The organism is Amycolatopsis sp. A133 (assembly GCF_031082405.1).
Lineage (GTDB): Bacteria > Actinomycetota > Actinomycetes > Mycobacteriales > Pseudonocardiaceae > Amycolatopsis.
On sequence record NZ_JAVHJU010000017.1, the window covers coordinates 24,284 to 46,681 of the forward strand.

General features: G+C 71.8%; 22 protein-coding genes and 1 tRNA gene. 15 read left to right on the plus strand and 8 right to left on the minus strand.

Annotation, left to right across the window (positions count from 1 at the left end; translation table 11 throughout):
* Positions 1-31 precede the first annotated feature (31 nt).
* Positions 32-1,027 carry an aldo/keto reductase gene (locus tag Q5425_RS15490; RefSeq protein ID WP_308672914.1) on the plus strand — a complete coding sequence of 332 codons (996 nt, stop codon included), beginning with the start codon at positions 32-34 and terminating at the stop codon, positions 1,025-1,027.
* Here Q5425_RS15490 and Q5425_RS15495 read toward each other — a convergent pair.
* Positions 955-1,857: a LysR family transcriptional regulator gene (locus tag Q5425_RS15495; protein ID WP_308672915.1), complete on the minus strand. Its 903-nt coding sequence runs from the start codon at positions 1,855-1,857 to the stop codon at positions 955-957. The genes Q5425_RS15490 and Q5425_RS15495 overlap by 73 nt on opposite strands.
* On the opposite strand from Q5425_RS15495, the gene Q5425_RS15500 reads away from it, so the two are divergent.
* Both Q5425_RS15500 and Q5425_RS15505 read left to right on the plus strand, forming a co-directional pair.
* Positions 1,856-3,193, plus strand: coding sequence for an MFS transporter (locus Q5425_RS15500; protein WP_308672916.1), 1,338 nt, complete (start codon positions 1,856-1,858; stop codon positions 3,191-3,193). The two genes, Q5425_RS15495 and Q5425_RS15500, sit on opposite strands and share 2 nt — an antisense overlap.
* A 105-nt stretch (positions 3,194-3,298) precedes the next feature.
* Complete coding sequence (locus Q5425_RS15505) at positions 3,299-3,475, plus strand: hypothetical protein (RefSeq protein ID WP_308672917.1); 177 nt, start codon at positions 3,299-3,301, stop codon at positions 3,473-3,475.
* Between the two features lie 40 nt (positions 3,476-3,515).
* Here the strand turns inward: Q5425_RS15505 and Q5425_RS15510 are convergent, their stop codons facing one another.
* On the minus strand, positions 3,516-6,428 hold the full coding sequence (locus Q5425_RS15510; RefSeq protein WP_308672918.1) for a tetratricopeptide repeat protein: 2,913 nt from the start codon (positions 6,426-6,428) through the stop codon (positions 3,516-3,518).
* A 148-nt stretch (positions 6,429-6,576) separates the two neighbouring features.
* On the opposite strand from Q5425_RS15510, the gene Q5425_RS15515 reads away from it, so the two are divergent.
* From Q5425_RS15515 to Q5425_RS15530, 4 genes are all read left to right on the plus strand, one after another.
* Positions 6,577-7,227, plus strand: a complete 651-nt coding sequence (locus Q5425_RS15515; RefSeq protein WP_308672919.1) for a hypothetical protein — start codon at positions 6,577-6,579, stop codon at positions 7,225-7,227.
* 115 nt (positions 7,228-7,342) lie between these two features.
* A complete protein-coding gene (locus Q5425_RS15520; RefSeq protein ID WP_308672920.1) occupies positions 7,343-8,074 on the plus strand; it encodes a hypothetical protein in 732 nt (243 codons plus the stop codon).
* A 148-nt stretch (positions 8,075-8,222) separates the two neighbouring features.
* Complete coding sequence (locus Q5425_RS15525; protein WP_308672921.1) at positions 8,223-8,537, plus strand: hypothetical protein; 315 nt, start codon at positions 8,223-8,225, stop codon at positions 8,535-8,537.
* Positions 8,534-9,694 (plus strand): hypothetical protein, encoded by a 1,161-nt coding sequence (locus Q5425_RS15530; protein WP_308672922.1) that lies wholly within the window; start codon positions 8,534-8,536, stop codon positions 9,692-9,694. Before Q5425_RS15525 ends, Q5425_RS15530 begins: the two co-directional genes overlap by 4 nt.
* A 98-nt stretch (positions 9,695-9,792) precedes the next feature.
* Here the strand turns inward: Q5425_RS15530 and Q5425_RS15535 are convergent.
* Positions 9,793-9,865 (minus strand) — tRNA-Arg (locus tag Q5425_RS15535).
* A gap of 272 nt (positions 9,866-10,137) precedes the next feature.
* On the opposite strand from Q5425_RS15535, the gene Q5425_RS15540 reads away from it, so the two are divergent.
* From Q5425_RS15540 to Q5425_RS15570, 7 genes are all read left to right on the plus strand, one after another.
* Positions 10,138-10,791, plus strand: coding sequence for a response regulator transcription factor (locus Q5425_RS15540; RefSeq protein WP_247058120.1), 654 nt, complete (start codon positions 10,138-10,140; stop codon positions 10,789-10,791).
* On the plus strand, positions 10,792-11,400 hold the full coding sequence (locus Q5425_RS15545; RefSeq protein ID WP_308672923.1) for a TRIC cation channel family protein: 609 nt from the start codon (positions 10,792-10,794) through the stop codon (positions 11,398-11,400). It abuts the gene before it with no gap.
* A gap of 66 nt (positions 11,401-11,466) precedes the next feature.
* Positions 11,467-12,159: a response regulator transcription factor gene (locus Q5425_RS15550; protein ID WP_308672924.1), complete on the plus strand. Its 693-nt coding sequence runs from the start codon at positions 11,467-11,469 to the stop codon at positions 12,157-12,159.
* Entirely contained in the window at positions 12,156-13,565 is a 1,410-nt protein-coding gene (locus Q5425_RS15555; protein WP_308672925.1) for a HAMP domain-containing sensor histidine kinase, read from the plus strand. The genes Q5425_RS15550 and Q5425_RS15555 overlap by 4 nt, the downstream gene beginning before the upstream one ends.
* A gap of 134 nt (positions 13,566-13,699) precedes the next feature.
* Positions 13,700-14,500, plus strand: a complete 801-nt coding sequence (locus Q5425_RS15560; protein ID WP_308672926.1) for a DeoR/GlpR family DNA-binding transcription regulator — start codon at positions 13,700-13,702, stop codon at positions 14,498-14,500.
* Complete coding sequence (gene galT, locus Q5425_RS15565) at positions 14,497-15,579, plus strand: galactose-1-phosphate uridylyltransferase (protein WP_308672927.1); 1,083 nt, start codon at positions 14,497-14,499, stop codon at positions 15,577-15,579. The genes Q5425_RS15560 and galT overlap by 4 nt, the downstream gene beginning before the upstream one ends.
* 73 nt (positions 15,580-15,652) lie before the next feature.
* Entirely contained in the window at positions 15,653-17,071 is a 1,419-nt protein-coding gene (locus Q5425_RS15570; RefSeq protein ID WP_308672928.1) for a trypsin-like peptidase domain-containing protein, read from the plus strand.
* A 140-nt stretch (positions 17,072-17,211) separates the two neighbouring features.
* Here Q5425_RS15570 and Q5425_RS15575 read toward each other — a convergent pair whose 3' ends face one another.
* From Q5425_RS15575 to Q5425_RS15595, 5 genes are read right to left on the minus strand one after another with little or no spacing between them, the layout of a single operon-like run.
* Positions 17,212-17,778, minus strand: coding sequence for a hypothetical protein (locus Q5425_RS15575; protein WP_308672929.1), 567 nt, complete (start codon positions 17,776-17,778; stop codon positions 17,212-17,214).
* Complete coding sequence (locus Q5425_RS15580; RefSeq protein WP_308672930.1) at positions 17,775-18,890, minus strand: molybdopterin-dependent oxidoreductase; 1,116 nt, start codon at positions 18,888-18,890, stop codon at positions 17,775-17,777. The genes Q5425_RS15575 and Q5425_RS15580 overlap by 4 nt, the downstream gene beginning before the upstream one ends.
* The gene (locus Q5425_RS15585) at positions 18,887-19,519 is read right to left on the minus strand and encodes a class I SAM-dependent methyltransferase (protein WP_308672931.1); all 633 of its coding nucleotides are present in this window, start codon (positions 19,517-19,519) and stop codon (positions 18,887-18,889) included. The genes Q5425_RS15580 and Q5425_RS15585 overlap by 4 nt, the downstream gene beginning before the upstream one ends.
* On the minus strand, positions 19,519-20,202 hold the full coding sequence (locus Q5425_RS15590; protein ID WP_308672932.1) for a DUF2064 domain-containing protein: 684 nt from the start codon (positions 20,200-20,202) through the stop codon (positions 19,519-19,521). Before Q5425_RS15590 ends, Q5425_RS15585 begins: the two co-directional genes overlap by 1 nt.
* Positions 20,199-20,843 carry a glycosyltransferase family 2 protein gene (locus tag Q5425_RS15595; protein WP_308673111.1) on the minus strand — a complete coding sequence of 215 codons (645 nt, stop codon included), beginning with the start codon at positions 20,841-20,843 and terminating at the stop codon, positions 20,199-20,201. Before Q5425_RS15595 ends, Q5425_RS15590 begins: the two co-directional genes overlap by 4 nt.
* A gap of 160 nt (positions 20,844-21,003) precedes the next feature.
* Between Q5425_RS15595 and Q5425_RS15600 the strand changes: the two genes are divergently transcribed.
* Positions 21,004-22,398 carry a hypothetical protein gene (locus Q5425_RS15600; protein ID WP_308672933.1) on the plus strand — a complete coding sequence of 465 codons (1,395 nt, stop codon included), beginning with the start codon at positions 21,004-21,006 and terminating at the stop codon, positions 22,396-22,398.

Below are 22,398 nucleotides of genomic sequence, written 5' to 3' on the forward strand. Positions count from 1 at the left end.
ACCGGACCGATCCGGGCTTAGCGTGGTCGGCATGAAAAAGGTGGAACTGGGCCGGACCGGCCAGTACGTGAGCCAGGTGTCGCTGGGCTGCATGCTGATGGGCACGTCGACGGACGAGCCGACGTCCGCCCGCATCCTGGACGCCTACCTCGACGCCGGCGGCGACTTCCTGGACACGGCGAACTGCTACGCCTGGTGGGTGGACGAGCAGTTCTCGGGCGGGGAGAGCGAAACCCAGCTCGGCAAGCTGTTGCGGGGCCGGCGCGACCGCATCTTTCTGGCGACGAAGGTGTCGGCGGGCATCACGGATCTCCCGGCGGCCCGCGCCGCCCGGCAGCCGGACGGCACGACGGACTGGGACGCGGTGGGGCGCGCGTTCGAGGGTGCCGGCGCGGCGGTGATCGAGCGCGAGGCCGAGGCGAGCCTGCGCCGCCTGGGCACCGACCACATCGATCTCTACTACGTCCACGTCGACGACCGGCGCACCCCGCTCGAGGAGACACTGTCCGCTTTGGACAATTTGGTCCGTTCGGGCAAGGTGCGGTACATCGGCTGGAGCAACGTCCGGACGTGGCGCCTGGAGCGCATCCGGTCGCTGGCGGCGGCCAACGGCTGGGCTTCCCCGGTGGCGGTCCAGGTCCAGCACTCGTACCTGCGCCCCACTGGCGCCGACGTTTCCTCGATCGCGGGCGCCGAGCTGCTGGACTGGCTCGACGAGCACCCGGATGTCTCCCTGGCGGCGTATTCCTCGCTGCTGCGCGGAATCTACGACGACGCCGCCTACCGGGAGTCGACCCCCATCTGGCGGTCGTACGCGGGCCCGGACAGTGAGGCGCGCTTGGCCGCGGTGTCCAAAGTGGCCTCCTCGCTGGGAGCCACCGGCAACCAGGTGGCGCTGGCGTGGCTGCTGCGCAAGGGAGCCCTCCCGCTGATCGGGCCGCGCACGTGGGAGCACTACGAGTCGATCGCCCCGGCCTTCACCTTGGAGCTGCCGGACGAGCTGCTGTCGGTGCTGGACAACGCGTAGGCGGTGGCGAGCAGCGCGGCGACGCTCGGCTTGTGCTCGTCGCGCCGCCGCCACGTCATGGTGACGTCGGTGGTCTCCCCGGCCAGCGGGACGGCGACCGCGCCATCGTGGTCGACGAGGGCGGGCACGAGCCCGCACCCCAGGCCGGCGGCCACGCACCGCGCGAGGGCGGCGAGGCTGCCGACCTCGGCTTCGACGACGGGTCCGTCGATCCGGTCCAGCATCTCCCGGAAGCCGCAGCCTTTCGGCGTCGCCAGGAAGCCCACGCCGTCGAGGTCGCCGGGCCGCACTTCTTCCTTGTCCGCCAGCGGATGTCCCGGCGGGACGAGGACGACGAGCGGTTCGGTGCCCAGGGACGCACTGGCGAGCGCCGGATCGGCGGGTGCGTCGCCGAAGGTGAAGCAAACGTCCATTTCGGACCGTTGGACGGCTTGGTACAGCTCGCCGCGGCCGCCTTCTTCGAGCCTGACCCGCACGCGCGGCCAGCGCGTCCGGTAGGCGCCGAAGAGGGCCGGGATCCGTTGCGCGCACAGCGTTTCGAGGGCACCGATGGTCAGCTCGCCTTCGGGTTCGCCGCGCTCGTCGTCGACCGCGGCCTTGGCTTCCTCGACGAGCTCGAGCACCTGGTCCGCGTACCCGATGAGCCGTTCCCCGGCGCCGGTGAGGCGCAGCCGCCGCCCGCGTTCGAACAGCTTCGAGCCGAGTTCGGCCTCCAGGGCCTGGATCTGCTCGGTGACGCTGGATTGCGCGTAGTGCAGCTCGGCGGCGGCGCGGGTGAAGTTGAGCGTCCGCGCGACGACGCGGAAGGTGCGCAGGTGGCGCAGTTCCATGGCAGCCCCCATCGGCGTTCCCGATACCCGCCATCGTAACTGCCTGCTTCCACCGGCGTCACCGAGCGTCCAGGCTGCTCTGGTGGCAAGACTCCTCACCGGCCTTTCGCTGGGTTACTTCCTGGTCATGCTGGACACGACGATCGTGACGGTCGCGCTCCCGGCCCTGTCGCCGTCTTTGCCGGCGCAGCAATGGATTTCGAACGGCTACACGCTGACGTTCGCGGCGTTCCTCCTGACGGCGGGAGCGTGGTCCGACCGCTTCGGCGCCCGCCGGGTGTTCTCGCTCGGCCTGATCGCGTTCGCGGCGCTGTCCGGTTTGTCGGCGCTGTCGTTCTCGACGCCGATGCTGATCACCCTCCGGGCCCTCCTCGGCATCGCAGGCGCGCTCCTGGTGCCTTCGTCGCTGTCGCTGATCGCGGCGGCCTACCCGGCGTCTGCCGCGCGGGCGAAGGCGATGGGGGTGTGGGCCGCGGTCAGCGGAACCGGCTTGGTGGCCGGCCCGCTCCTGGGCGGTGTCCTGACGGAGGTGTTCGGCTGGCGGGCGATCTTCGTGGTCAACGTCCCGGTGGCCGCGGTGGCCTGGGCGCTGTCCCGATCGGCTCCGGCGAGTCCGGCGCGGCCCGGCCGCATCGACGTCACGGGCCAGCTTTCGGCCGTCGTCGCTTTGTCGACATTGTCCTACGCGCTGATCGAGCGGTCGTGGGTTGCCTTGCTGCTCGCCGTCACCGCGGCCGCGGTGTTCGTGCGGTTCCAGCGGGTGCTCCCGGCGCGCCTGTTCCGCGCCCGCGCGTTCCCGCTCGGGCTGGCGGCCGGCGCGATCGTGAACTTCGGGTTGTCCGGGGTGCTGTTCGTGCTGTCGCTGTATTTCCAGGAAACCCGCGGTTATCCGCCGTCGACGACCGGCCTGGCCTTCCTGCCGCTGACGATCCCGACGGCGGTCAACCCGATTTTCACCGGCCGATTGGTGGCTCGTTTCGGCCCGCGAATTCCGGCGGTTTCGGGCTTCGTGCTGATGTCGGGAGGAACGCTGCTCCAGGCGTGCACGACGGCGGCCACCCTGTCGGTGGTCGCGCTGGCCCTGCTGGGCTTCGGGGTCTCGTTGGCGATCCCGTCGCTGCTCGCGATGGTGGTGGCCGCGGCCCCGCTCGAGCTGACCGGCGTCGCCGGGGGCGCGTTGAACGCCTCCCGCCAGGCGGGTGCGGCCCTCGGAGTGGCCATTCTGGGCGCCCTGCTGACCGCGACGACGACGTCGATTGCGCTGTTCACGGCCGCGGGCGTGCTCCTGGCCGGGGCGGCGGCGCTGAGCCGGGAACTGTTTCCTGTTCGTTTATGAAACAGGAAACCCCTTGTCGGTCAATGCGGTGACGCGAATCCTCGGTGGTGGGCACGGAATTCTCCGAAGCCCGGATCGATCACCCATTCCCGAGGAGGATTCGTCATGTTCAAAAAGCTGGCCAAAATCGGTGGCTCGGTGTTCGCGATCGGCGCCCTCGCGGCGCTGCCGCTGATCGGCTCCACCACGGCGTCCGCGGACGACAACGGCGGCGCGCCGGCCGCCCCCGTCGTCACCCCGACGCCGACGCCCACCACCGACGGCAACCCCTGGCACGGTTGACGGTTCGCCGTGAGTGGCAGCCGGGGCGGCCGCTCACGGCTCACCGCGGGCCGCAGGCGCAGCTCAGCGCCGAACGTTCCTCGCGGACCTCGCCGGCCTCCGGCAGGTCGAGGGCGGCGAACTCGGCTTCGGCCGCGGCCCAGTGGGCCACCGCGCCTTCGTGGTCGCCCATCGTGTGCAGCGTCTCCGCGACACCGCGGTGCGCCCGGGCCCGGTAGGCGCGGTTCCCGTTGCCGTCGGCCAGGTCCAGGGCCGATTTGCCGGCGGTGAGCGCCTCCTGCCGGGCCCCACGGGCCAGCGCCGTCGCGGCGCGGTCCAGGTACAGCTGCGTGCGCAGGTCCGCGTCCGGCACGTTCGCCGCCACTTCCCGGGCCTTGTCGTGGTAGCGCACGGCTTCGGCGTACCGGCCGCGCTGCCGGTGCACGTTCCCGATGTTGTTCAGCGCGTAGGCCTCGACGCAGTGGTCGCCGACTTCGGCGGCGTGCGCGTGCGCGTCGGTGTAGCTGGCCAGCGCTTCGGCGAGCAGGCCGAGCCGTTCCTGCACGGAGCCGAGGTTGTTGAGCGCGTGGGCCACGCCCTGGACGTGGCCGATCTCCCGCAGCATCCGCGCGGCGGATTTGTGCTGGTGCAGCGCGACCTGGAGGTTCCCGTGCAGCTCGTTGAGGTAGCCCAGCATGCTCAGCGCGTGGGCCTCGCCCCGCCGGTCTTCGGTCTCCTCGTACTTGGCCAGCGCGGCCTCGAGGTGCGCGATCGCCTGCTCGTGCTTGCCCAGTTCCATCGTGGGGATCGCGAGCGCGCACAGCGTTGCCGCTTCGCCGCGCGGGTCACCGAGGCGGCGCCACTTGGGCAGGGCCTTGGCGGCGCGTTCCAGTGCCTCGGCGAGCTCCCCGCGCCGGTCGTGCGCGGTGGCCAGGCGCAGCAGGACGTGCGCCTGGCCGTAGTCGTTGCCGGGGTCGGCGGAGACGATCCGCCAGGCGAGCTCGAGGGTGCCGACCCAGTCCTCGAACTGGTTGGTCGTGTTGAAGTAGCGCCACAGCAGCACGGCCAGCCGCCACGTGTGCTCGGGCAGCGCGTGACCGGCGGCGTAGCGGATGGCGGCGACGAGGTTGTCGCGTTCGGCGACGATCCAGCGCAGCCCGGCGTCGGCGTCGGCGAAGACCGGCGTCACCGGGCAGGACCGGTCCGACGTCGAAGGCAGCTGAGCCCGGTCGAAGGGGTACGCGGCGTGGACCGCGGCCGCCAGCGTGACCAGGTAGTAGTCGAGCAGCCGCACCAGCGCGTGCCCGGGCGACGGCTCGTCGGCGGCGAACTCCTTCAGCGGATCGAGCATCTGGTACCGCTCGGGCGCGGCCTCCTCCAGCAGGCTGACCTCGTGGAGGTCGTCGAGCAGCGACCGCGCTTCGGTGACGTCGCAGCCGGCGAGGGCGGCCCCGCCGGTGATGCCGACGTCCGGCCCGGGCAAGCTGCCGAGCAGCCGGAACATGGCGCGCTGCGGCTCCCCGAGCTGCTGGTAGGACACCCGGACGGCGGCGATGCCGTCCGCCTCGCCCCACGGCCCGTTCTCTTCGAGCAGGCGGAGCAGGTGCTCCAGCGGCCACCGGTCGTGCCGCCGGAACAGCGCGGCCGCGACGCGGATGGGCATCGGCAGGAAACCGCACCGCGTGACCACCGCGGCGACCTCGGCCGTGCGGCCGCGCAGCCGCGCCGGACCGGCCAGAGCGTGGAACAGCTCGGCCGCTTCCCCGGGCGGCAACGGCGAGAGCCGGATGTTTTCGCCGGTGTCGGCGTCGCCCATCCGCCGGCTGGTGACGACGGCCAGGCAGCCGTCTGCATCGGGCAGCAGCGGCCGGATCTGCTCCGGCGACGCGGCGTTGTCCAGCACGACGAGCGTCCGGGTGCCCCACAGCGTCGTCTGGTAGAGCGTGACCTTGCGGCCCACGGTGGCCGGGATCTGTTCGGCGGGCACGCCGAGTTCGACGAGCAGCTCGCTGAGGGCGTCGCCGACGTCGACCGCGTCGACGCCCGGGGTGAACCCGTTCAGGCGAACCAGGAGCTGGCCGTCGGGGAAGCGGTCGCGCAGGCGGTGGGCGGCCTCGACGGCCAGGCCGGTCTTGCCGACACCGGGCGCGCCGCTGACCCAGACCGCGCGCCGCCCGGCCGCGGCGGCCGTCTCGATGGCGGCGATCTCCGCGGCCCGGCCGGTGAACCCGCCGGGCCGGGACGGCAGCGAGCTGGGCGGATCGCCCTGTTCGGCCCGCGCGGCGAGCTTGCGCAGCACCGGCCCGGGCGCCATCCGCAGCCGGGCGAGGGCATCGCGAGTCGTGTTGAAGACGCGGAGTGCGCCGACCTGGTCGCCGCCGGCGAGCAGGGCGCGCATCAGGAGCGCGGCGTGCTTCTGGCTGGCCGGATCGGCCTGCACGAGCGGCCGCAGCCGGTCGCGCGCCGAGCGGTGATCGCCGGACTCGAGCTCGAGTTCGGCCAGGTCACCGACGACGTCGGGGTAGCTGTCGTCCGGCGAAATCACCTCGGGCCCGCCGACGCGGTCGATGTCGATGTCCTCGAGGAACTTCCCCCGCCACAGCCCGACGGCGGCGCGCAGCAGCGTGATCGCCCGGCGCGGGTCGTCGACGCGGACGTCCGCGGCTTCGGCGCGGAGCCGGGCGAACCGCGCGGTGTCCAGCTGGTCCTCGCCGACCCGCAGCAGGTAGCCGGTCGGGGTGGTTTCGATGGTCGCGTCCCCGACGACGTCACGCAGCCGCTTGATGTAGCTGCGCACGAGGGTGGGGCGGGTTTCCCGGCCGGCCCAGACGATCTCGGTGAGCCGAGCGGGCGGCACCGGCTTGTTCGCGTTCAGGAGCAGCACGACGAGGACGAACCGCTGCTGCTGGTCGCCCAGCTGCACCGGCACGCCGTCGTGCCACGCCTCCAGCGGGCCGAGCATCCGAAACTCCACGCGGCCTCCCCGGCGTCAGCTTGCTGTCCTCTTTTGATGTCGCGCAATCGGCCGTCCGGGTTTCGGAAATCCGCATTTCTTCCACGTTCGGTGCACGCGGGCTTGGCACACTCCGCCGGTCCACCCGGGGTGTGAAGGAGAAACCAATATGGGGTCCGACGTGTTGCCGTGTTACGTGGCCTGCGATGTCTCGCTTTCGATGACCGACCACATCGACGAGCTGAACACCGGGCTGCGCGAGTTCCGCGGCGCCGTCCACGCGGACGCGTCGGTCGCTGGCCGCGTGTTCTGCAGCGTGGTCGGATTCGGGGAGAAACCGCAGGTGGTCCAGTCGCTGCTGCCGATGGACGACCTCGCCGAGCTCCCCGAACCGGGGCCGTGCGCGGGAACGAACTTCGGCCCGCTGTTCACGTTCCTCAGGTCCTCGATCGACCGCGATGTCCGGGCTCTGGAGCGCCACCGGGTGCGCGTCCACCGCCCGCTGGTGTTCTTCCTGTCCGACGGCCAGCCGACGGACCCGGTGACCTGGCCTTCCGCGTTCGCGTCACTGACGGACCCGTTGTGGCCCCGCTGTCCCCGGGTGGTGGCGTTCGGCCTGGGCGACGCGGACCAGGACGCGCTCGACCGCATCGGAACGTTCCGCACGTACCTGGGCCGCGACGGCATCCGCATGGGCACGGCGCTGATCGCCTCGGTGATGCACGTTCTGTCCACTTCCCGTCCACCGGCCGACCGCACCCTGTCCGGGAAGGAGGCGTCATGGAAACGCACTGAAGGAGACAACGGTGGAGCGCGCTGAGCTGGTATCGGAGCTGAAGACGTTGCGGAAGGGCCGCGGCCTGCAGGCGAGCAGGCTCCCGGACCGGGTAGGTCCTTCGCTTCGCGCGGCGTGCGGGATTGCGGAGCCGGACGGAATGGTGGCGATCCGGGAAAAGGTGTCCGGCCGGCTGTCCGAGCTGGTGGCGCATTTACCGCAGGATTTGCAGGTAGCGGCGTTGGCGGCCTTCGCGATTTCGCCGGAGGCCCGCCAGCCGCTGTACCAGGAGAGAGTGCGGTGGGCAGCGGATCGCTTGGACCGAGACCCGCGAACGGTCCGGCGCCGCGTGGACGAGGCGATCGATTTGCTGGCGGAGCTGGCATCGCCGCCCCCGTCTCCGCTCGTCGAGCCGGGCCGCTGGCACACGGCGGCGTTGACGGTGGCGCTGGTGGTGGAGGAGTCGTGTGTGTTCGAGCAGCACCGGGTGGTGGCCGATCAGGACGGTCTGCGGTCGTTCGACCTGGCCTTTTCCGCCGGCGAGGGTTTCGTGCTGTACGGAGGAACGCTGCGGGAGGGGTCCGTGGAGCTGCCGGCTGCGTTGTCGCGGGGCGAGTCGTGGGAGTTCGCGGCGGTGTTCCCGGTGGAGCAGTCGTCTCGGATGGTTTACGTCCCGCGGCACCGGTGCGAGGTGTTCGACCTGAGGGTGCGGTTCGGCAAAGAGGGCCCTTTGGAGGTGGTGGCGCTGGACGGCGCGTTCGAGAGGGACATCGCAGACCCGGGCTATCGCGGGCGTGCCCTGCAACTGGACGCGGCGGGGGAGGCGCACTTGCAGTTCCGCTACCTGACGCCGGGCCTGGCGTACGGCGCCCGGTGGGCGGACCAGCTGTGAGCAGTCAGGCCCAGACGGTGTCGAAGGCCATCGGTCCCCGGAGTTCACCAGCATGCTTCGTGCGGTACGAACGATACTATTCCACCTTATGGCCCGAAGTTTGCCGAAATCTGCGATGCGGTTGGCCGGCCGGTGGCGGATCACGGAGATGAGCGCCTGGGACCGCGAAGCGATCGACCTGGACGGACCCGGCTTCATCGAGTTCGCCACCGACCAAACCGGACAGGTCAGGTTCATCGCCGTCACCGGATGGCTGGACTGCCGCGGGATCGAACGTGACGGTTCGCCCGGCGTCGAGTTCACCTGGGACGGTGTCGACGAGGGCGACCAGGTCAGCGGACGCGGCTGGGCGCTCTTGGTCGACGACAACACGTTGGAAGGACACTTGTTCTTCCACCTGGGCGACGAATCGAGTTTCCGGGCGAAGCCGTTCACCAGCGCTGACGAACTGGACGAGCCGTGAGCGAATACCAGTACTACGAGTTCCTGGCGATCGACCGGCCACTGGACGCCGGCGAACAAGCTGAGATCAGGTCCCTTTCCACCCGGGCGAGGATTACCGCCACCAGCTTCGTGAACGAATACCACTGGGGCGACTTCAAGGGGGACCCGCGTCATCTGATGGAGCGTTACTACGACGCGCACCTGTACGTCGCCAACTGGGGCACCCAACGCGTGATGTTCCGCCTGCCGTCTGAATTGCTCGATCCGGATGTCGCGGGGGACTACTGCGTCGGCGACGGGGTGACTGCCTGGGCAACGGGCGAGTTCACCGTGCTCGACTTCACGAGCGAAGACGACACCGGCGACTTCGACTACGACCCCGAAGATCTGCTGTCGGCGATCGTCGGAGTTCGCGACGAACTCGCCGCCGGTGACCTCCGGCCGCTCTACCTCGCCTGGCTGGCGGCTTACGGCGCATGGGAGCGCGACGAGGACATGTTCGACCGCGACGCCGACAACGACACCGAACCGCCGGTGCCGCCCGGGTTGGGCGCGCTCAGTGCGGCGCAGCGAGCACTGGCTGACTTCCTCCGCCTCGACGACGACCTCCTCGCCACCGCGGCCCAGGCTTCTCCGCCGCTCGAGGACACCGCCGAAGATCCCGATGATCTGGCAGCCTGGGTGCCCGACCTGCCGACCGCCGAAAAGAACCGGCTCCTCGTGCGTGTCCTGCTGGGGGAGGGCGCGCGGGTGCGAATGGAGCTGCTGCGCTGTTACCGCGGAGACACTGCTCCGGCCGTCCCCCTCCCGGCCCGCCGGACCGTGGCCGATCTGCTCGACGCAGCGGCGCGTCGGCGGGGCGATCACGAGCGTTGTGCGGCCAGGCAGCGCGCTGAAGAGGAGGCACGTTGGCAACAAGCGCGCTCCTTGGCCCGCGAGCGACGACTCGACAGGCTCGCCGAAGAGGGAGACGCCGCGTGGTCGCGCGTCGACGCGCTGATCGCTACCCGAAAACCGGCTGACTACGACGCCGCCGTCGCGCTGCTCACCGATCTCCGGGCACTCGCCGATCGTGAGGACCTCGACAATACTTTCGCCTTGCGTACCACCGCATTGCGGCAGACGCACGCGCGCAAACCCAGCTTCATCGAACGGCTGAACCGAGCTGGTATCTGATTGCCCTATGGCGGGTTCCGCCGAAGAGGTGGTCCGCTCGTGGGGCAGTCACTGAAAGGGAGGTTTTGATCGCCGGAGTGCCCGAGCGAAACGTGGTGTGCCCCCGGCAGGATTCGAACCTGCGACACCCGCTTTAGGAGAGCGGTGCTCTATCCCCTGAGCTACGAGGGCCTGCTACTGCCGGGTCAGCTTAGCCTGCCGAAGCCACCTGCAGCAGCAGGGGCACGGATGGAGTAACCCGACTCTCGTCGTCACCCAGGTGAGTGGTTCTCGGGCCTCTCCCACATGGCGGATACACCTCACCGGGTGGCGGACCGCACCTGACCTGGACGGACCAGTGCCTCACCTGGTCGTGTCTGGTTTCGAACTGCTGAACAACAGTAGGTAACCTTCGTTAACGGGATGCGGGGAGCCGCCTCCACCGGCTGTTGCGGAGGGCTTCGTTGATCAAGCTCATGTTCGCCGACGACGAGGAACTGGTGCGCTCGGGGCTGCGCGCGATGATGTCCGGGGCTCAGGACATCGAGATCGTGGGCGAGGCCAGCGACGGCAGGTCCGCCGTGGAGGTTGCCCGGCGCTACCACCCCGATGTGGCCCTGCTCGACATCAAGATGCGCGCTCCCGACGATGGCATCCGCGCGCTGCGGGCCATCCTCGCTCTCCCCGACCCGCCCACCGTGGCCATGCTGACCACCTTCGACATCGACGAGTACGTCAGTCTCGCCCTCCGGCTCGGGGCCAACGGCTTCCTGCTCAAGGACATCGATCCCGCCGCCCTCCTGCGTGCCGTCCGGGATCTGGCCAAGGGTGGTGCCGTGCTCGACCCCGGTGTTGCTGCGCGGATGGTTCAGTCGCACCGGGACGAACAACGTGCTGCTCAGCCCGCCCGGAAGCTGCTCGCCTCGCTGTCCGAACGGGAGCGTGAGGTTGTCGCGCTGATCGGGCAGGGCCTCTCCAACGCCGAGATCGGGGGGCGGCTTCACCTCTCCGAAGCCACCGTCAAGGGGTACGTCTCCGCCGTGCTCTCCAAGATCGGCGCGGCCAACCGGGTGCAGGCCGCGCTGCTGGCCTACCGCGGTGGCCTTCTCGATCAGTAAATGCTGCTCACGGCGCTGGAGTTCGTCGGGCTCGTCGCCTTCGCCGCGTCCGGCGCGCTCGCCGCCGTGCGAGCGCGGCTCGATGTCTTCGGTGTGGTCGTGGTCGGGCTCACCACCGCGCTCGGCGGTGGTGTCATCCGGGACGTCCTGCTCGGCATCCACCCGCCCACGACCCTGCGGCACTGGCCCTCCCTCGCCGTCTGTGCCGGGACCGCCCTGGTCGTGTTCGTCTTCCACCCGCAGGTCGCGCGGCTGCGGCGCGGGGTGCTGCTCGCGGACGCGCTGGGCCTCGGCATCTTCGCCACCGCCGGGACGACCACCGCGCTCAACGCCGGCGCCACCGTCTACGCCGCGTGTCTGATCGGGATGACGACCGGCATCGGCGGGGGCGCCGTGCGCGATCTGCTGCTCCGGGAAATCCCGCTCGTCCTGCGGAAGGAGATTTACGCCGTCGCCGCGCTGGCCGGCTCGGCGCTCGTCGCCGTCGGTCACGCTGTGCAACTTCCGGAAGGGCCGGTGACCGTCGCTGCGGCCGCGGTGGTGGTCAGTGTCAGGGTGGTCGCGCTCTGGCGGCGCTGGAACGCCCCGGTCGCGCGGGGTCCGGAGTGAGAAATCCTTTGTTGGTTCTGTGTGTGTTCTTAGGCGGGTCTCAGCACGCTGCGTAAAACTAGCGCCATGCGCATCCTTGTGGTGGACGACGACCGCGCCGTCCGTGAGTCGCTCCGGCGGTCCCTGGAGTTCAACGGCTACCAGGTCCAGCTGGCCAGCGACGGTGCGCAGGCGCTGGAGGCGATCATCGCCGACCGGCCGGACGCCATGGTCCTGGACGTCATGATGCCCCGGCTCGACGGCCTGGAGGTCGCCCGCCGCCTGCGCAGCACCGGTGACGACCTGCCGATCCTCGTGCTCACCGCCCGCGACACCGTCTCCGACCGGGTGTCCGGGCTGGACGCCGGCGCCGACGACTACCTGCCGAAGCCCTTCGCGCTCGAGGAGCTGCTCGCCCGGCTGCGGGCGCTGCTGCGCCGCGCCATCCCGGAGGGCCCGAACGGCCAAGCCTCGGAGGCCCTGTCCTTCGCGGACCTGACCCTCGACCCCGGCACTCGCGAGGTCCGCCGCGGCGGCCGCGAGATCAGCCTGACCCGGACCGAATTCGCCCTGCTGGAACTGTTCCTTTCCTACCCGAAGCACGTCCTCACGCGTGGCCGGATCCTGGAGGAAGTATGGGGTTACGACTTCCCGACGTCGGGCAACGCGCTGGAGGTCTACGTCGGCTACTTGCGCCGCAAGACGGAAGCCGAGGGGGAGCCGCGGCTGATCCACACGGTGCGGGGAGTGGGGTACGTCCTGCGGGAAACCCCGCCGTGACCGAACCCGGCGATCCCCGCGGCACGCGCTGGGGAGCCCGCCGGTTCTCGCTGCGCGGCCGGGTGACGCTGCTCGCCGCCGCCTGTGTCGCCGGCGCCGTCGCGCTGGTGTCGATCGGCGCGTACATGGTCGTGCGCAACAACCTCTACCAGCAGCTCGACGACAGCCTGATGGCCCGCGCGCAGGCGGCGGCCGACTCGCCGCAGGTGCAGACCGAGCTGCGGCAGGTCCCCGGCGCGTTCCTGGCCAGCGCCGACCTGCAGATCGGGCAGCTCAACGCCGCGCCCGACGTCCAGCACGCGGTGATGACCTACCCGTTGTCGAGCGCGCCGCCGCCGTTCGGGCAGGACGAGCTGGCCGTCGCGAACGGTGATTCGGCGGAGTCGCTGCGGACGGACTTCCGCTCCGACAGCCGCGTGGTCGCGCTGCCGACCGGCCACGGCGAGGCCATCGTGCTGGCCCAGTCGATGGGTCCGACCAAGCGCACGCTGAACGAGCTCGCACTGGTGCTCTTCCTGATCGGCGGGGCCGGCATCCTGGTCGCCGCCGCGGCGGGCACCGCGGTCGCGCGCACCGGCCTGCGCCCGGTCGACCGGCTGACGTCGGCCGCCGAGCGCGTCGCCAAGACCGGCGACCTGCGGCCCATCCCGGTCAGCGGCGACGACGAGCTGGCGCGCCTCACCCAGACCTTCAACACCATGCTCGGCACGGTCGCGGACTCCCAAGAGCGCCAGCGCCAGCTGGTCGCGGACGCCGGCCACGAGCTGCGGACACCGCTGACGTCGCTGCGGACCAACCTCGAGCTGCTGCTCGCCGCGAGCAAGCCGGGCGCGCCGCCGCTGCCGGACGCCGACCGGATCGACATCGTCGCCGACATCAGCGGGCAGCTCGACGAGCTGACCCAGCTCATCGGCGACCTGGTCGAGCTCGCGCGCCAGGACGAGCCGCGCGAGCGGTTCGAGCGCGTCGAACTGCTGGAGGTCGTCGAGCGGGCGCTCGACCGGGCACGGCGGCGGGCGGGTGAGATCAACTTCGACGTGTCGCTGCAGCCGTGGGTGCTCACCGGCGACAACAGCGCGCTCGAGCGCGCGGTGCTGAACCTGCTCGACAACGCGGTGAAGTTCTCGCCGCCCGATGCGACGGTCTGGGTGCGGCTGTACCCGCTCGGCGACGGCACCGCCGTCGTCGAGGTCGCGGACGCCGGGCCGGGCATCGCCGAAGAGGACCTGCCCAAGGTGTTCGACCGCTTCTACCGCTCGTCGGAGGCGCGGACGCTGCCCGGTTCGGGCCTCGGGCTGGCGATCGTGAAGCACGCGGCCGAGCGGCACGGCGGCAGCGTGTACGCCTCCCAGGCGCCCGAAGGCGGCGCGTTGATGACGATCCGGCTGCCGGGGGCGCCCGGCTGACCCTTTGTCGGCCAGTGTGGCGCTCCTCGCGTGGTGACCTGGACATTCGAAGTTCACCCTCCTCTGGACAGCGGAATCCTTGTTGAATCGTGTAGGATTTTGTGTGGTTGATTCGACGGGGACGGAGTTGAACGGTGCTGGCGCGTCAGCGACAGGCGGTGATCCTGGAAGAGGCACGGCGGACCGGTGCGGTCCGGGTCAGTGACCTCGTGACCAGGCTGGGCGTGTCCGACATGACGGTGCGCCGCGACCTCGACGTCCTCGCCGGGCGCGGGCTCGTCGAGAAGGTGTACGGCGGCGCCACTTCGATCGTCGGCAAGAGCACCGACGAACCCGGCTTCGAAGCCAAGTCCGTGCGCCAGCGGGCGCAGAAGGAAGCCATCGCCGAGCTCGCCGCGACGCTCGTCCGGCCCGGCACCGCGATCGGCATCTCCGCCGGCACCACCACGTGGACGCTGGCGCGGGCGCTCGACGCCATCCCCGGGCTCACCATCGTGACCAACTCGATCCAGGTCGCCGACGTGCTCCGCGGGTCGACGCAGCCGGACCGCACGGTCGTGCTCACCGGCGGGGTGCGGACGCCGTCGGACGCGCTCGTCGGGCCGGTTGCCGTGCACAGCCTGCGTTCGCTGCACCTGGACGTCGTCTTCCTCGGCGTGCACGGCATGGCCGACGGGCCGGGGTTCACGACCCCGAACCTCACCGAGAGCGAGACCGACCGCGCGCTGGTCGAGGCCGGGCGCAAGCTCGTCGTGCTCGCCGACCACACGAAGTGGGGCACCGTCGGGATCTCGACGATCGCCGATCTCGACGAGGCCGACGTCGTCGTCACCGATGACGGGATTCCGGGCGAGGCCAAGGAAATACTCGCCGAAAGGGCAGGGGAACTCATGATCGCCGAAACGGCGGAGACGGTCGAGGCCGAAGAAGCGTGAAGCGAACCGTACGACACCTGGCCGACGGCCGGGAGATCATCTACTTCGACCAGCCCGGCGCGCCGGATCGCGTCGCCGAGGACACCCGCGACCTGCCGCCGGTTTCGGCCGCGTCGGAGATCCGGCTGGACCCGCTGACCGGGGAGTGGGTCGCGATGGCCGCGCACCGGCAGACGCGGACCTACAAGCCGCCCGCGGACCTCTGCCCGCTGTGCCCGAGCAAGCCCGGCAAGCCGAGCGAGATCCCCGAAAGCGACTACGACGTCGTCGTCTTCGAGAACCGGTTCCCGTCCTTCGCCGAGGACGTCGTCGGCGAGCCGTCCACTGTGGATGGCCTCGGGCTGGTGCCGGTGCGGCCCGGCCGCGGCCGCTGTGAGGTCGTCTGCTTCACCAGCAACCACGACGGTTCTTTTGCGCAGCTGAGCGCGAAGCAGGTGCGGGCCGTGGTGGACGCGTGGGCGGACCGCACGACCGGGCTGTCCGCGGTGCCCGGCGTCGAGCAGGTCTTCCCGTTCGAGAACCGCGGCGAGGAAATCGGCGTCACGCTGTCGCACCCGCACGGTCAGATCTACGGCTACCCGTTCGTCACCCCGAAGACCGAGCGGATGCTCGACGTGGCGCGCGCCTACCAGGCCGAACACGGCCGCCCGGTGCTCGGCGACGTGCTCGCGGCCGAACTCAAGTCCGGCGCGCGCGTGGTGGCCTCCGGCGAGCACTGGACGGCGTACGTGCCGCCGGCGGCCCGCTGGCCCGTCCAGGTCCAGATCGTGCCGCACCGGCAGGTCCCGGACATCCCGGCGCTGACCGACGCCGAGCGCGACGACTTCGCCGACGTCTACCTCGACGTGCTGCGCCGCTGCGACGCCCTGTACGACCGGCCGCTGCCCTACATCGCGGCGTGGCACCAGGCGCCGGTGCACCGCGACCGCGAGCTCGGCTGGCTCCACCTGGAACTGTTCTCCGTGCTGCGCGCGAAGGACAAGCTGAAGTACCTGGCGGGGTCGGAATCGGGCATGGCGGTGTGGATCAACGACGCGACGCCGGAGCAGATCGCGCAACGGCTCCGCGCGGCGGGCTGAACCCGGCCATACTCATCTCCGATGCACAGGTTCGGCTCAGGAACCTCTCAGGACCATCGCGCAAGGTGAGGACATGACCGAGAACGACCCCAGCGCGCACGACCCCGCGGCGCCGCGGCACCCCGAGACCGGCCAGCAGGCGGCTCAGGGCGGTTGGCCGGGGAGCCCGTACGGTGAGCAGGCCCAGCCCGAGTCCGGCGGTGTGCCGCAGTACTCCGAGCCGTCCTACCACGCGGTCACGGGGGCCGATCCGGGGTACGGCGCGCAGGCCGCGAACCCCTGGTCCGCCCCCGGTGCGCAGCTGCCGTCCGGCCAGAACCCGCAGAGCGTCTACCCGCCGCCGAACCCGTACGGGCAGCACGGCACGTCCGCTTACCCCGCACCCGCACCCACGGAGCCCAAGCGGTCCGGCGGGAAGCTGCTCGCCGGCGTCGCGCTGGTGGCGCTGCTGGTCGGCGGCATCGCGGGCGGGACGGTCGGGTACTTCACCGGCGGGTCGTCCGGCCCGGTCGGCAACGCGCTCGACGCGCCGAAGCCGGCCCAGCAGACCGGCAACGCGCCCGCCGGCTCGGTCGAGGCCGTCGCGCAAAAGCTGTCGCCGAGCGTGGTCGAGCTGCAGGTCAGCGGCCAGCAGGGGGCCGGCGAGGGCTCCGGGTTCGTCATCAGCACCGACGGCTACATCCTGACCAACAATCACGTCGTCGAGGTCGCCGCGAACGGCGGGCAGATCCAGGCGGTGTTCCAGGACGGCAAGAAGGCCGCCGCCAAGGTCATCGGCCGCGACCCGACGACCGACATCGCGGTCGTGAAGGTCAGCGGCGTCAGCAACCTGACCCCGGTCGAGATCGGCCGGTCCGACGACCTGCGGGTCGGCCAGTCGGTGGTCGCCATCGGCTCGCCGTTCGAGCTGGCCGGCACGGTCACCTCGGGCATCGTCAGCTCGCTGCACCGGCCGGTGCGCGCCGGCGGCAGCAGCGGCGACCAGACCACGGTGATGGACGCCGTCCAGACCGACGCGGCGATCAACCCCGGCAACTCGGGTGGCCCGCTGGCGAACATGGCCGGGCAGGTCATCGGCATCAACTCGGCGATCTACAGCCCGCAGTCGGCCTCCGGTGGCCAGGGGCAGGGCGCCTCCGAAGGCGGCAACGTCGGCATCGGCTTCGCCATCCCGATCGACCAGGCCCGCCGCACCGCGGACACGATCATCAAGACCGGCCAGGCCGTGCAGACCTACATCGGCGCGCAGGTGAAGGACGCCCCGCAGGGGGGCGCCCAGCTCGGCGCCATCGACAGCGGCAGCCCGGCGGAGAAGGCCGGCCTCAAGGCGGGCGACATCGTCACCAAGATCGACGACCGCCCGATCGACTCGGCCGACACCCTGGTCGCGGCGATCCGCACCCGGGCCCCGGACGAGAAGGCGACGTTCACGCTGGCCGACAACCGCACGGTCGAGGTGACGCTCGGCGGCAAGCCCGTCCAGCCCAACTGATCCGTTCCAGAGACGCTCGGCCGCCGTGGTGCGGCCGAGACCAGCTTCGGCTCGACCCCCGTTTTCGGGGCCGGACCCCCAAGGCCACGCGCGACCAGGCACTCGATGCCGGTCGCGCGTGGCCGCATTTGTGGCCGGGGTCAGGAGCCGGGACGGTCGGCCGGCGTACCTGGAGGGTCGGCTCGTGTGCCTGGAGGGTCGGTTGGTGTGGCTGGAGGGGTATCTCGCGTGACTGGAGGGGCATCACGCGTGATTGGGACGGCTTCTTGCGTGATTGGAGGGGCATCACGGGTTGTTGGGGGGATGGCGCGGGGGCGGAGGGCGGTCAGGACCACGGCCAGCCAGACCGTTGCGGTGGTGAGGGCCAGGCCGAGGGCCGGGTTGCCGTCGTGGAGGCCGGGCATCGGCGGGGTGCCGTACGGGCGCCAGAGCAGCGGGAACGCCAGGATCGCCAGCGCGGCGGTGATGACCGTGCCCGCGATGACGGGGGTTCGCCAGTGGGGCGGGAGGAGGCGGGACAGGACGACGCCGAGCACGGCCGTCAGCGGGGCGATGACGGCGTCGTTGACGATCGGCCCGCCGATGATCCAGCCCACCGTCCCGAAGACGTCCGGACGCAGGGGCAGCGCGTACTCGGCGAACAGCACCACTCCCCACGCTAGCGCCGCAAGACCCGGCAGGGCGAGGAGCACGCGGACGGTCTTCACAGCGCCTCCAGCTTCGTGACCCACTTCGTCTGCAGCACGCCGGGCCGGTTCGGGGCGATGATCCGGCACGGGAAGCCGTGGTCGATGTCGAGCACCTCGCCGTTCAGCTCCAGCGCCAGCAGCGTCAGGTCGTCGGCGGTGTGCTCGCCGGGCAGCACACTGACGCCGTACAGCCCGGAACGCTCCGAAGAGGACACCCGGACCGCCGTGCCCGGTGCCGCGCCGACGGCTTTCAGCAGCGTGGGCAGGGAGATCCCGCGCCAGGTGGCCGACTGGCTCCAGCCCTCCACACAGGCGATCGGCAGCTCCGCCGTCGTCTGCGGCAGCGCGCGCAGCTCGTCGAGCGAGAACTTCGTCGTGCCGCGCGGGGTCACCACGGAGAGCCGCCAGGCCGGCGACCACGTGACACCCGCGGCCGCCGCCGTGCGGTTCACCGGCAGGTTCTGCGTGCCCTTGCCCGTCTTCCAGGCGAGGCCGGAAACCCCGCGCAGGAACGGAACCGTCGCACCGGCGGTGGCGACGACCGCGACTCCGGTCGCCAGCCCGGTGGTGACCAGGAAACCCCGCCGGGACAGCCCCGCGGCCGGTGGTTCCTCGACGGTCGCCCGGCTCAGCGCGCGGCGGATGACCGGCAGCTTCACCGCGACGTGCACCAGGATCGACCCGATCGCCAGCCACGCGACCGCGTAGTGCACCTGCGGGAAGTAGAAGCCCCACGGGTAGTTCTGCGCGACGTTCAGCAGCCCGGTCGTCAGCTCGAAGAACGCCGAACCGGACAGCACCAGGATCGACAGCCGCTCCAGTGCGTGCGGCAGCGAGCGGACGAGCGGCCGGCCGAACAGCTTCGGGTAGACGCTCCACAGTTTCGCCGGCAACAACGGGATCGACGCCACGCCGGAGATCACGTGCAGCCCCTGCGTGACGCGGTAGAGCCCGATCGGACGGCTGGGCCAGGAGAACCACGTCGGCGGGTGCTGGATCAGGTGGCTGATCAACCCGGTCACGAAGCACGTCGTGAAGGTGATCGCGAGCGCCAGGCCGATCTTCGACGTCACCCGCTCGTGGTGCGCCGGGGCCTGGAACTGTGCTTCCGCCGGGATGGGGAGCTTCACGGCCGCTCCAATCGCGCGAACCAGCGCTGCCCGCACCGGGTGGTCCAGCCGACGCGCAACCCGGCGCGCGCGGCGACTTCGGCGATCGCGTCCACCCCGACCCAGGCCCAGGTGAACCAGGCGACGTCGGCGTGGCCGGGCCGGAGCCGGACGCGCTCGTGCCGCAGGCCGTGACCGGGCGGCTCCAGCTCCACGAGGACGTCGCCGTCGGCGGCGATCAGCTGCGCCGTGCGCCGCAGCAGCGCCGCCGGGTCGCCGCCGATGCCGATGTTGCCGTCCGCGAGCAGGGCGTGCCGCCACCGGCCTTCGCCGGGCAAGCGGTCGAAGAGGTTGCGCTGCAGCGCACTCCCGCCGCGCCGCCGGGTCAGCCCGACGGCCGTGCGCGAGCTGTCCACGCCCAGCGCGACGACCCCGCGCCCGGCCAGCGCCGCGGTGAGCCTGCCGGGGCCGCACCCGAGGTCGACGGTCGGGCCGGAACACGCGTCGAGCAGGACGTCGTCGCCCTCGGACGGCGCGGTCCAGCGTTCCACCGGCAGCTCGATCCGGTCGCCGTTCGCCAGTTCGAGCCAGCACCGGTGGCCGAGCAGGCCGCGGTCGAACTCGTGCCCGCCGAGCACCGGGGCCGTCATCACGCGACCGCCCGTCCGCCGACGGCCACGACGGCGCGGGCGAACCGGCCGCCCGGGCAGGCCGCCGCCACCGAGCGCGCGTCCGCCATGGTGTCCACATCGGACAACCGGGCGGCCTGTTCCGGCCGCAGCCCGGAGGCGGTGAGGGCGCGCAGCGTGCGCTCGCCGGTGTCGTCGCGGGACATCGGGACGTCCGCGAGCACGTGCGCGTGCCGCGGCTCGGCGAGGCCCAGTGCCCACCAGCCGCCGTCCGCGGCCGGCCCGAGCACCGAGTCGTGGCCGCCGTGCAGGACCGGTGCGGCCGCCGCGGCGAGGGACTCCGGCGTGACCTGCGGGGTGTCCATGCCGATCTGCAGGATCGGCAGGCCGGCGTGCGCCGCGGCGGCATCGGCGTGGGCGTTCGCCAGCCGGACGCCGAAGTCCCGGCCACGCTGGGGGAGCACGGTGGTGCGCCGCAGCGCCACGCCGATTTCGGCGGCCCGGGCGGCCGCGCCGAGCTCACCGGTCATCGCGACGACGGGCACGGCACCCGGCACCGCGCAGACGGCGTCGAGCGTGTCGAGCAGCGCGGCGGCGGCGACCTCCGCCGCCTCGGCCGGCGTCGCCGGCGGGCAGAGCCGGGTCTTGGCCAGCCCCGGGATCGGCGCCTTGGCCACGACCAGCAGGACGAACGGGCGCGTCATCGGGCCAGCACCCGCCCGAAGTCGCGGACCGCGCGCAGCGTCCCCCGCACCGACCCGGACACCTTCGACTTCGTGCCCTTGGCGCGCTCGCCGTAGCGGACGTCGAACTCGCGGACCCGCCACCCGGCGCGCTGAGCCTTGATCAGCAGCTCCAGGGGGTAGCCGAACGCCCGGTCGGCGACGCCCAGGCGGAGCAGCGCCAGCCGGTCCGCGGCGCGCAGGGGCGCGATGTCCCGGACCGGCAGCCCGCGGCTGCGCAACAGCAGCGCCAGCACGACGTTGCCCGCTCGCGCGTGCCACGGCCACACCCCGGGACCGGCCGGCACCCGGCGTCCGACGGCCAGGTCCGCCCCGTCCTCGACCGCGCTCACCAGCCGCGGCAGGTCGGCGAGGTCCAAGGACCCGTCGGCGTCGGCGAAGCACACGATGTCCGCGGTGGCGGCTTCCAGCCCCGCGTGCACGGCCGCGCCGTAGCCGCGGCGCGGTTCGTGGACGACCTTCGCGCCGAGTGAGGCCGCCACCTCGGGGGAACCGTCGGCCGAACCGTTGTCGACCACGATCGCGCGGTAGCCCGGCGGGAGGCCCGCCAGCACGCCGGGGAGGGCCCTTGCTTCGTCGAGGCAGGGAAGGACGACGTCCACTTCTGAATCAGTCACGGCGCCGACCGTAGAACCGCCCGTGAACACCGCAGAACCCTTGCGGGGCTTACCGAATCATGACATCCGGCGAGTTCTTACCGCGTCGTTACAGGTGCCGTTCCGGCGGCGCCGATCACGGCCGTCGGACCTAGGGTGGACGGCGATGAGCGAGCCGACATCGGCAGCCCGGCTCGCCGAGCCGCCTGCCCGCGAACCCGAAGCCCCGGTCCCCGGCCGCCGCGCCGACCTCCTCGCCGTCGCCGCGGCGGTGGTGCTCGTGGCCGCGGCCACGGCGGTCGGCCTGTACTACAACCGGCCGCACTCCGGTGTGGTCATCTTCGTGTCGGCGCCGCCGTTGTTCGCCGACTGGCTGCCGCACGTCGGCCCGGGCTCGGTGTTCGCCGTGCTCGTCGCTGTCGCGGTGGTCCTCCACGGCCCGGCGCTCGCCGCCCGCCTGCCGTGGCGCCGCGCGCTCGCCGCCGGCTACCTCGCCTCCCTCGCCTGGATCTTCTCGCTGGCCATGGTCGACGGCTGGTCCCGCGGGTTCGCCGGGCACCTCACCATTCCGCAGGAGTACCTCCACGAGGTGCCCGGGATCACCGACATCCCGCGGATGCTGCGCGAGTTCTCCTCCCGCATTCTCGACTTCCAGCCGCACTCGTGGACGACGCACGTGTCCGGGCACCCGCCGGGTGTGACGCTCGTCTTCGTCTGGCTGGACCGGATCGGCCTGCACGGCGGCGCGTGGGCGGCCACGGCCGTGGTGCTCGCCGGCAGCCTGGTCGCGGTGGCCGTGCCGGCCACGGTCGCCCTGCTCGGCCGGCCCGAGGCGGCCCGCGCGGTGCTGCCGTTCGCCGTCCTCACCCCCGGCGCGGTGTGGAACGGGGTGTCCGCGGACGGCCTGTTCGCCGGGGTGACCGCCACCGGGCTGGCTCTGCTCGCGTTGTCCGCGAAGGGGTTCACCGACGGCCGCCGGTACGCCGTTCCGGCCGGGCTGCCGGCCGGCGTGCTGCTCGGCTTCGGGATCTTCCTGTCGTACGGCCTGGTGCTGCTCGGCGTGCTCGCCGTGGCCGTCGCCGTCCTCGGCCGGCAGTGGCGGGCGGCGGCACTGGCGATCGCCGCGGCACTGGCCGTCGTCGGCGTCTTCGCCTGGGCGGGCTTCTGGTGGCTCGACGGTTACCACCTGGTCGTCGAGCGCTACTACCAGGGTGTGGCGCTGGTCCGGCCCTATGCGTACTGGGTCTGGGCGGACCTGGCGGCGGTGGCCGTCGCCCTCGGCCCCGCGGTGGTGGCCGCCGTCCGGCGCGGTCTCGGGTCCCCGCGCCGGGCCCTGCTCACCGATCCGGTGCTCCTCCTCGGCCTGGCCGCGCTGACCGCCATCCTCTTCGCCGACGTCTCGGGCCTGTCGAAAGCCGAGACCGAACGAATCTGGTTACCGTTCGGGGTGTGGTTGCTGCCGATGACGGCGTTGCTGCCGCGGCCCGGGCGCCGGTGGTGGCTCGCCGCCCAGGCGGCGACGGCGCTGGTGGTCAACCACCTGCTGCTGACGGGCTGGTGA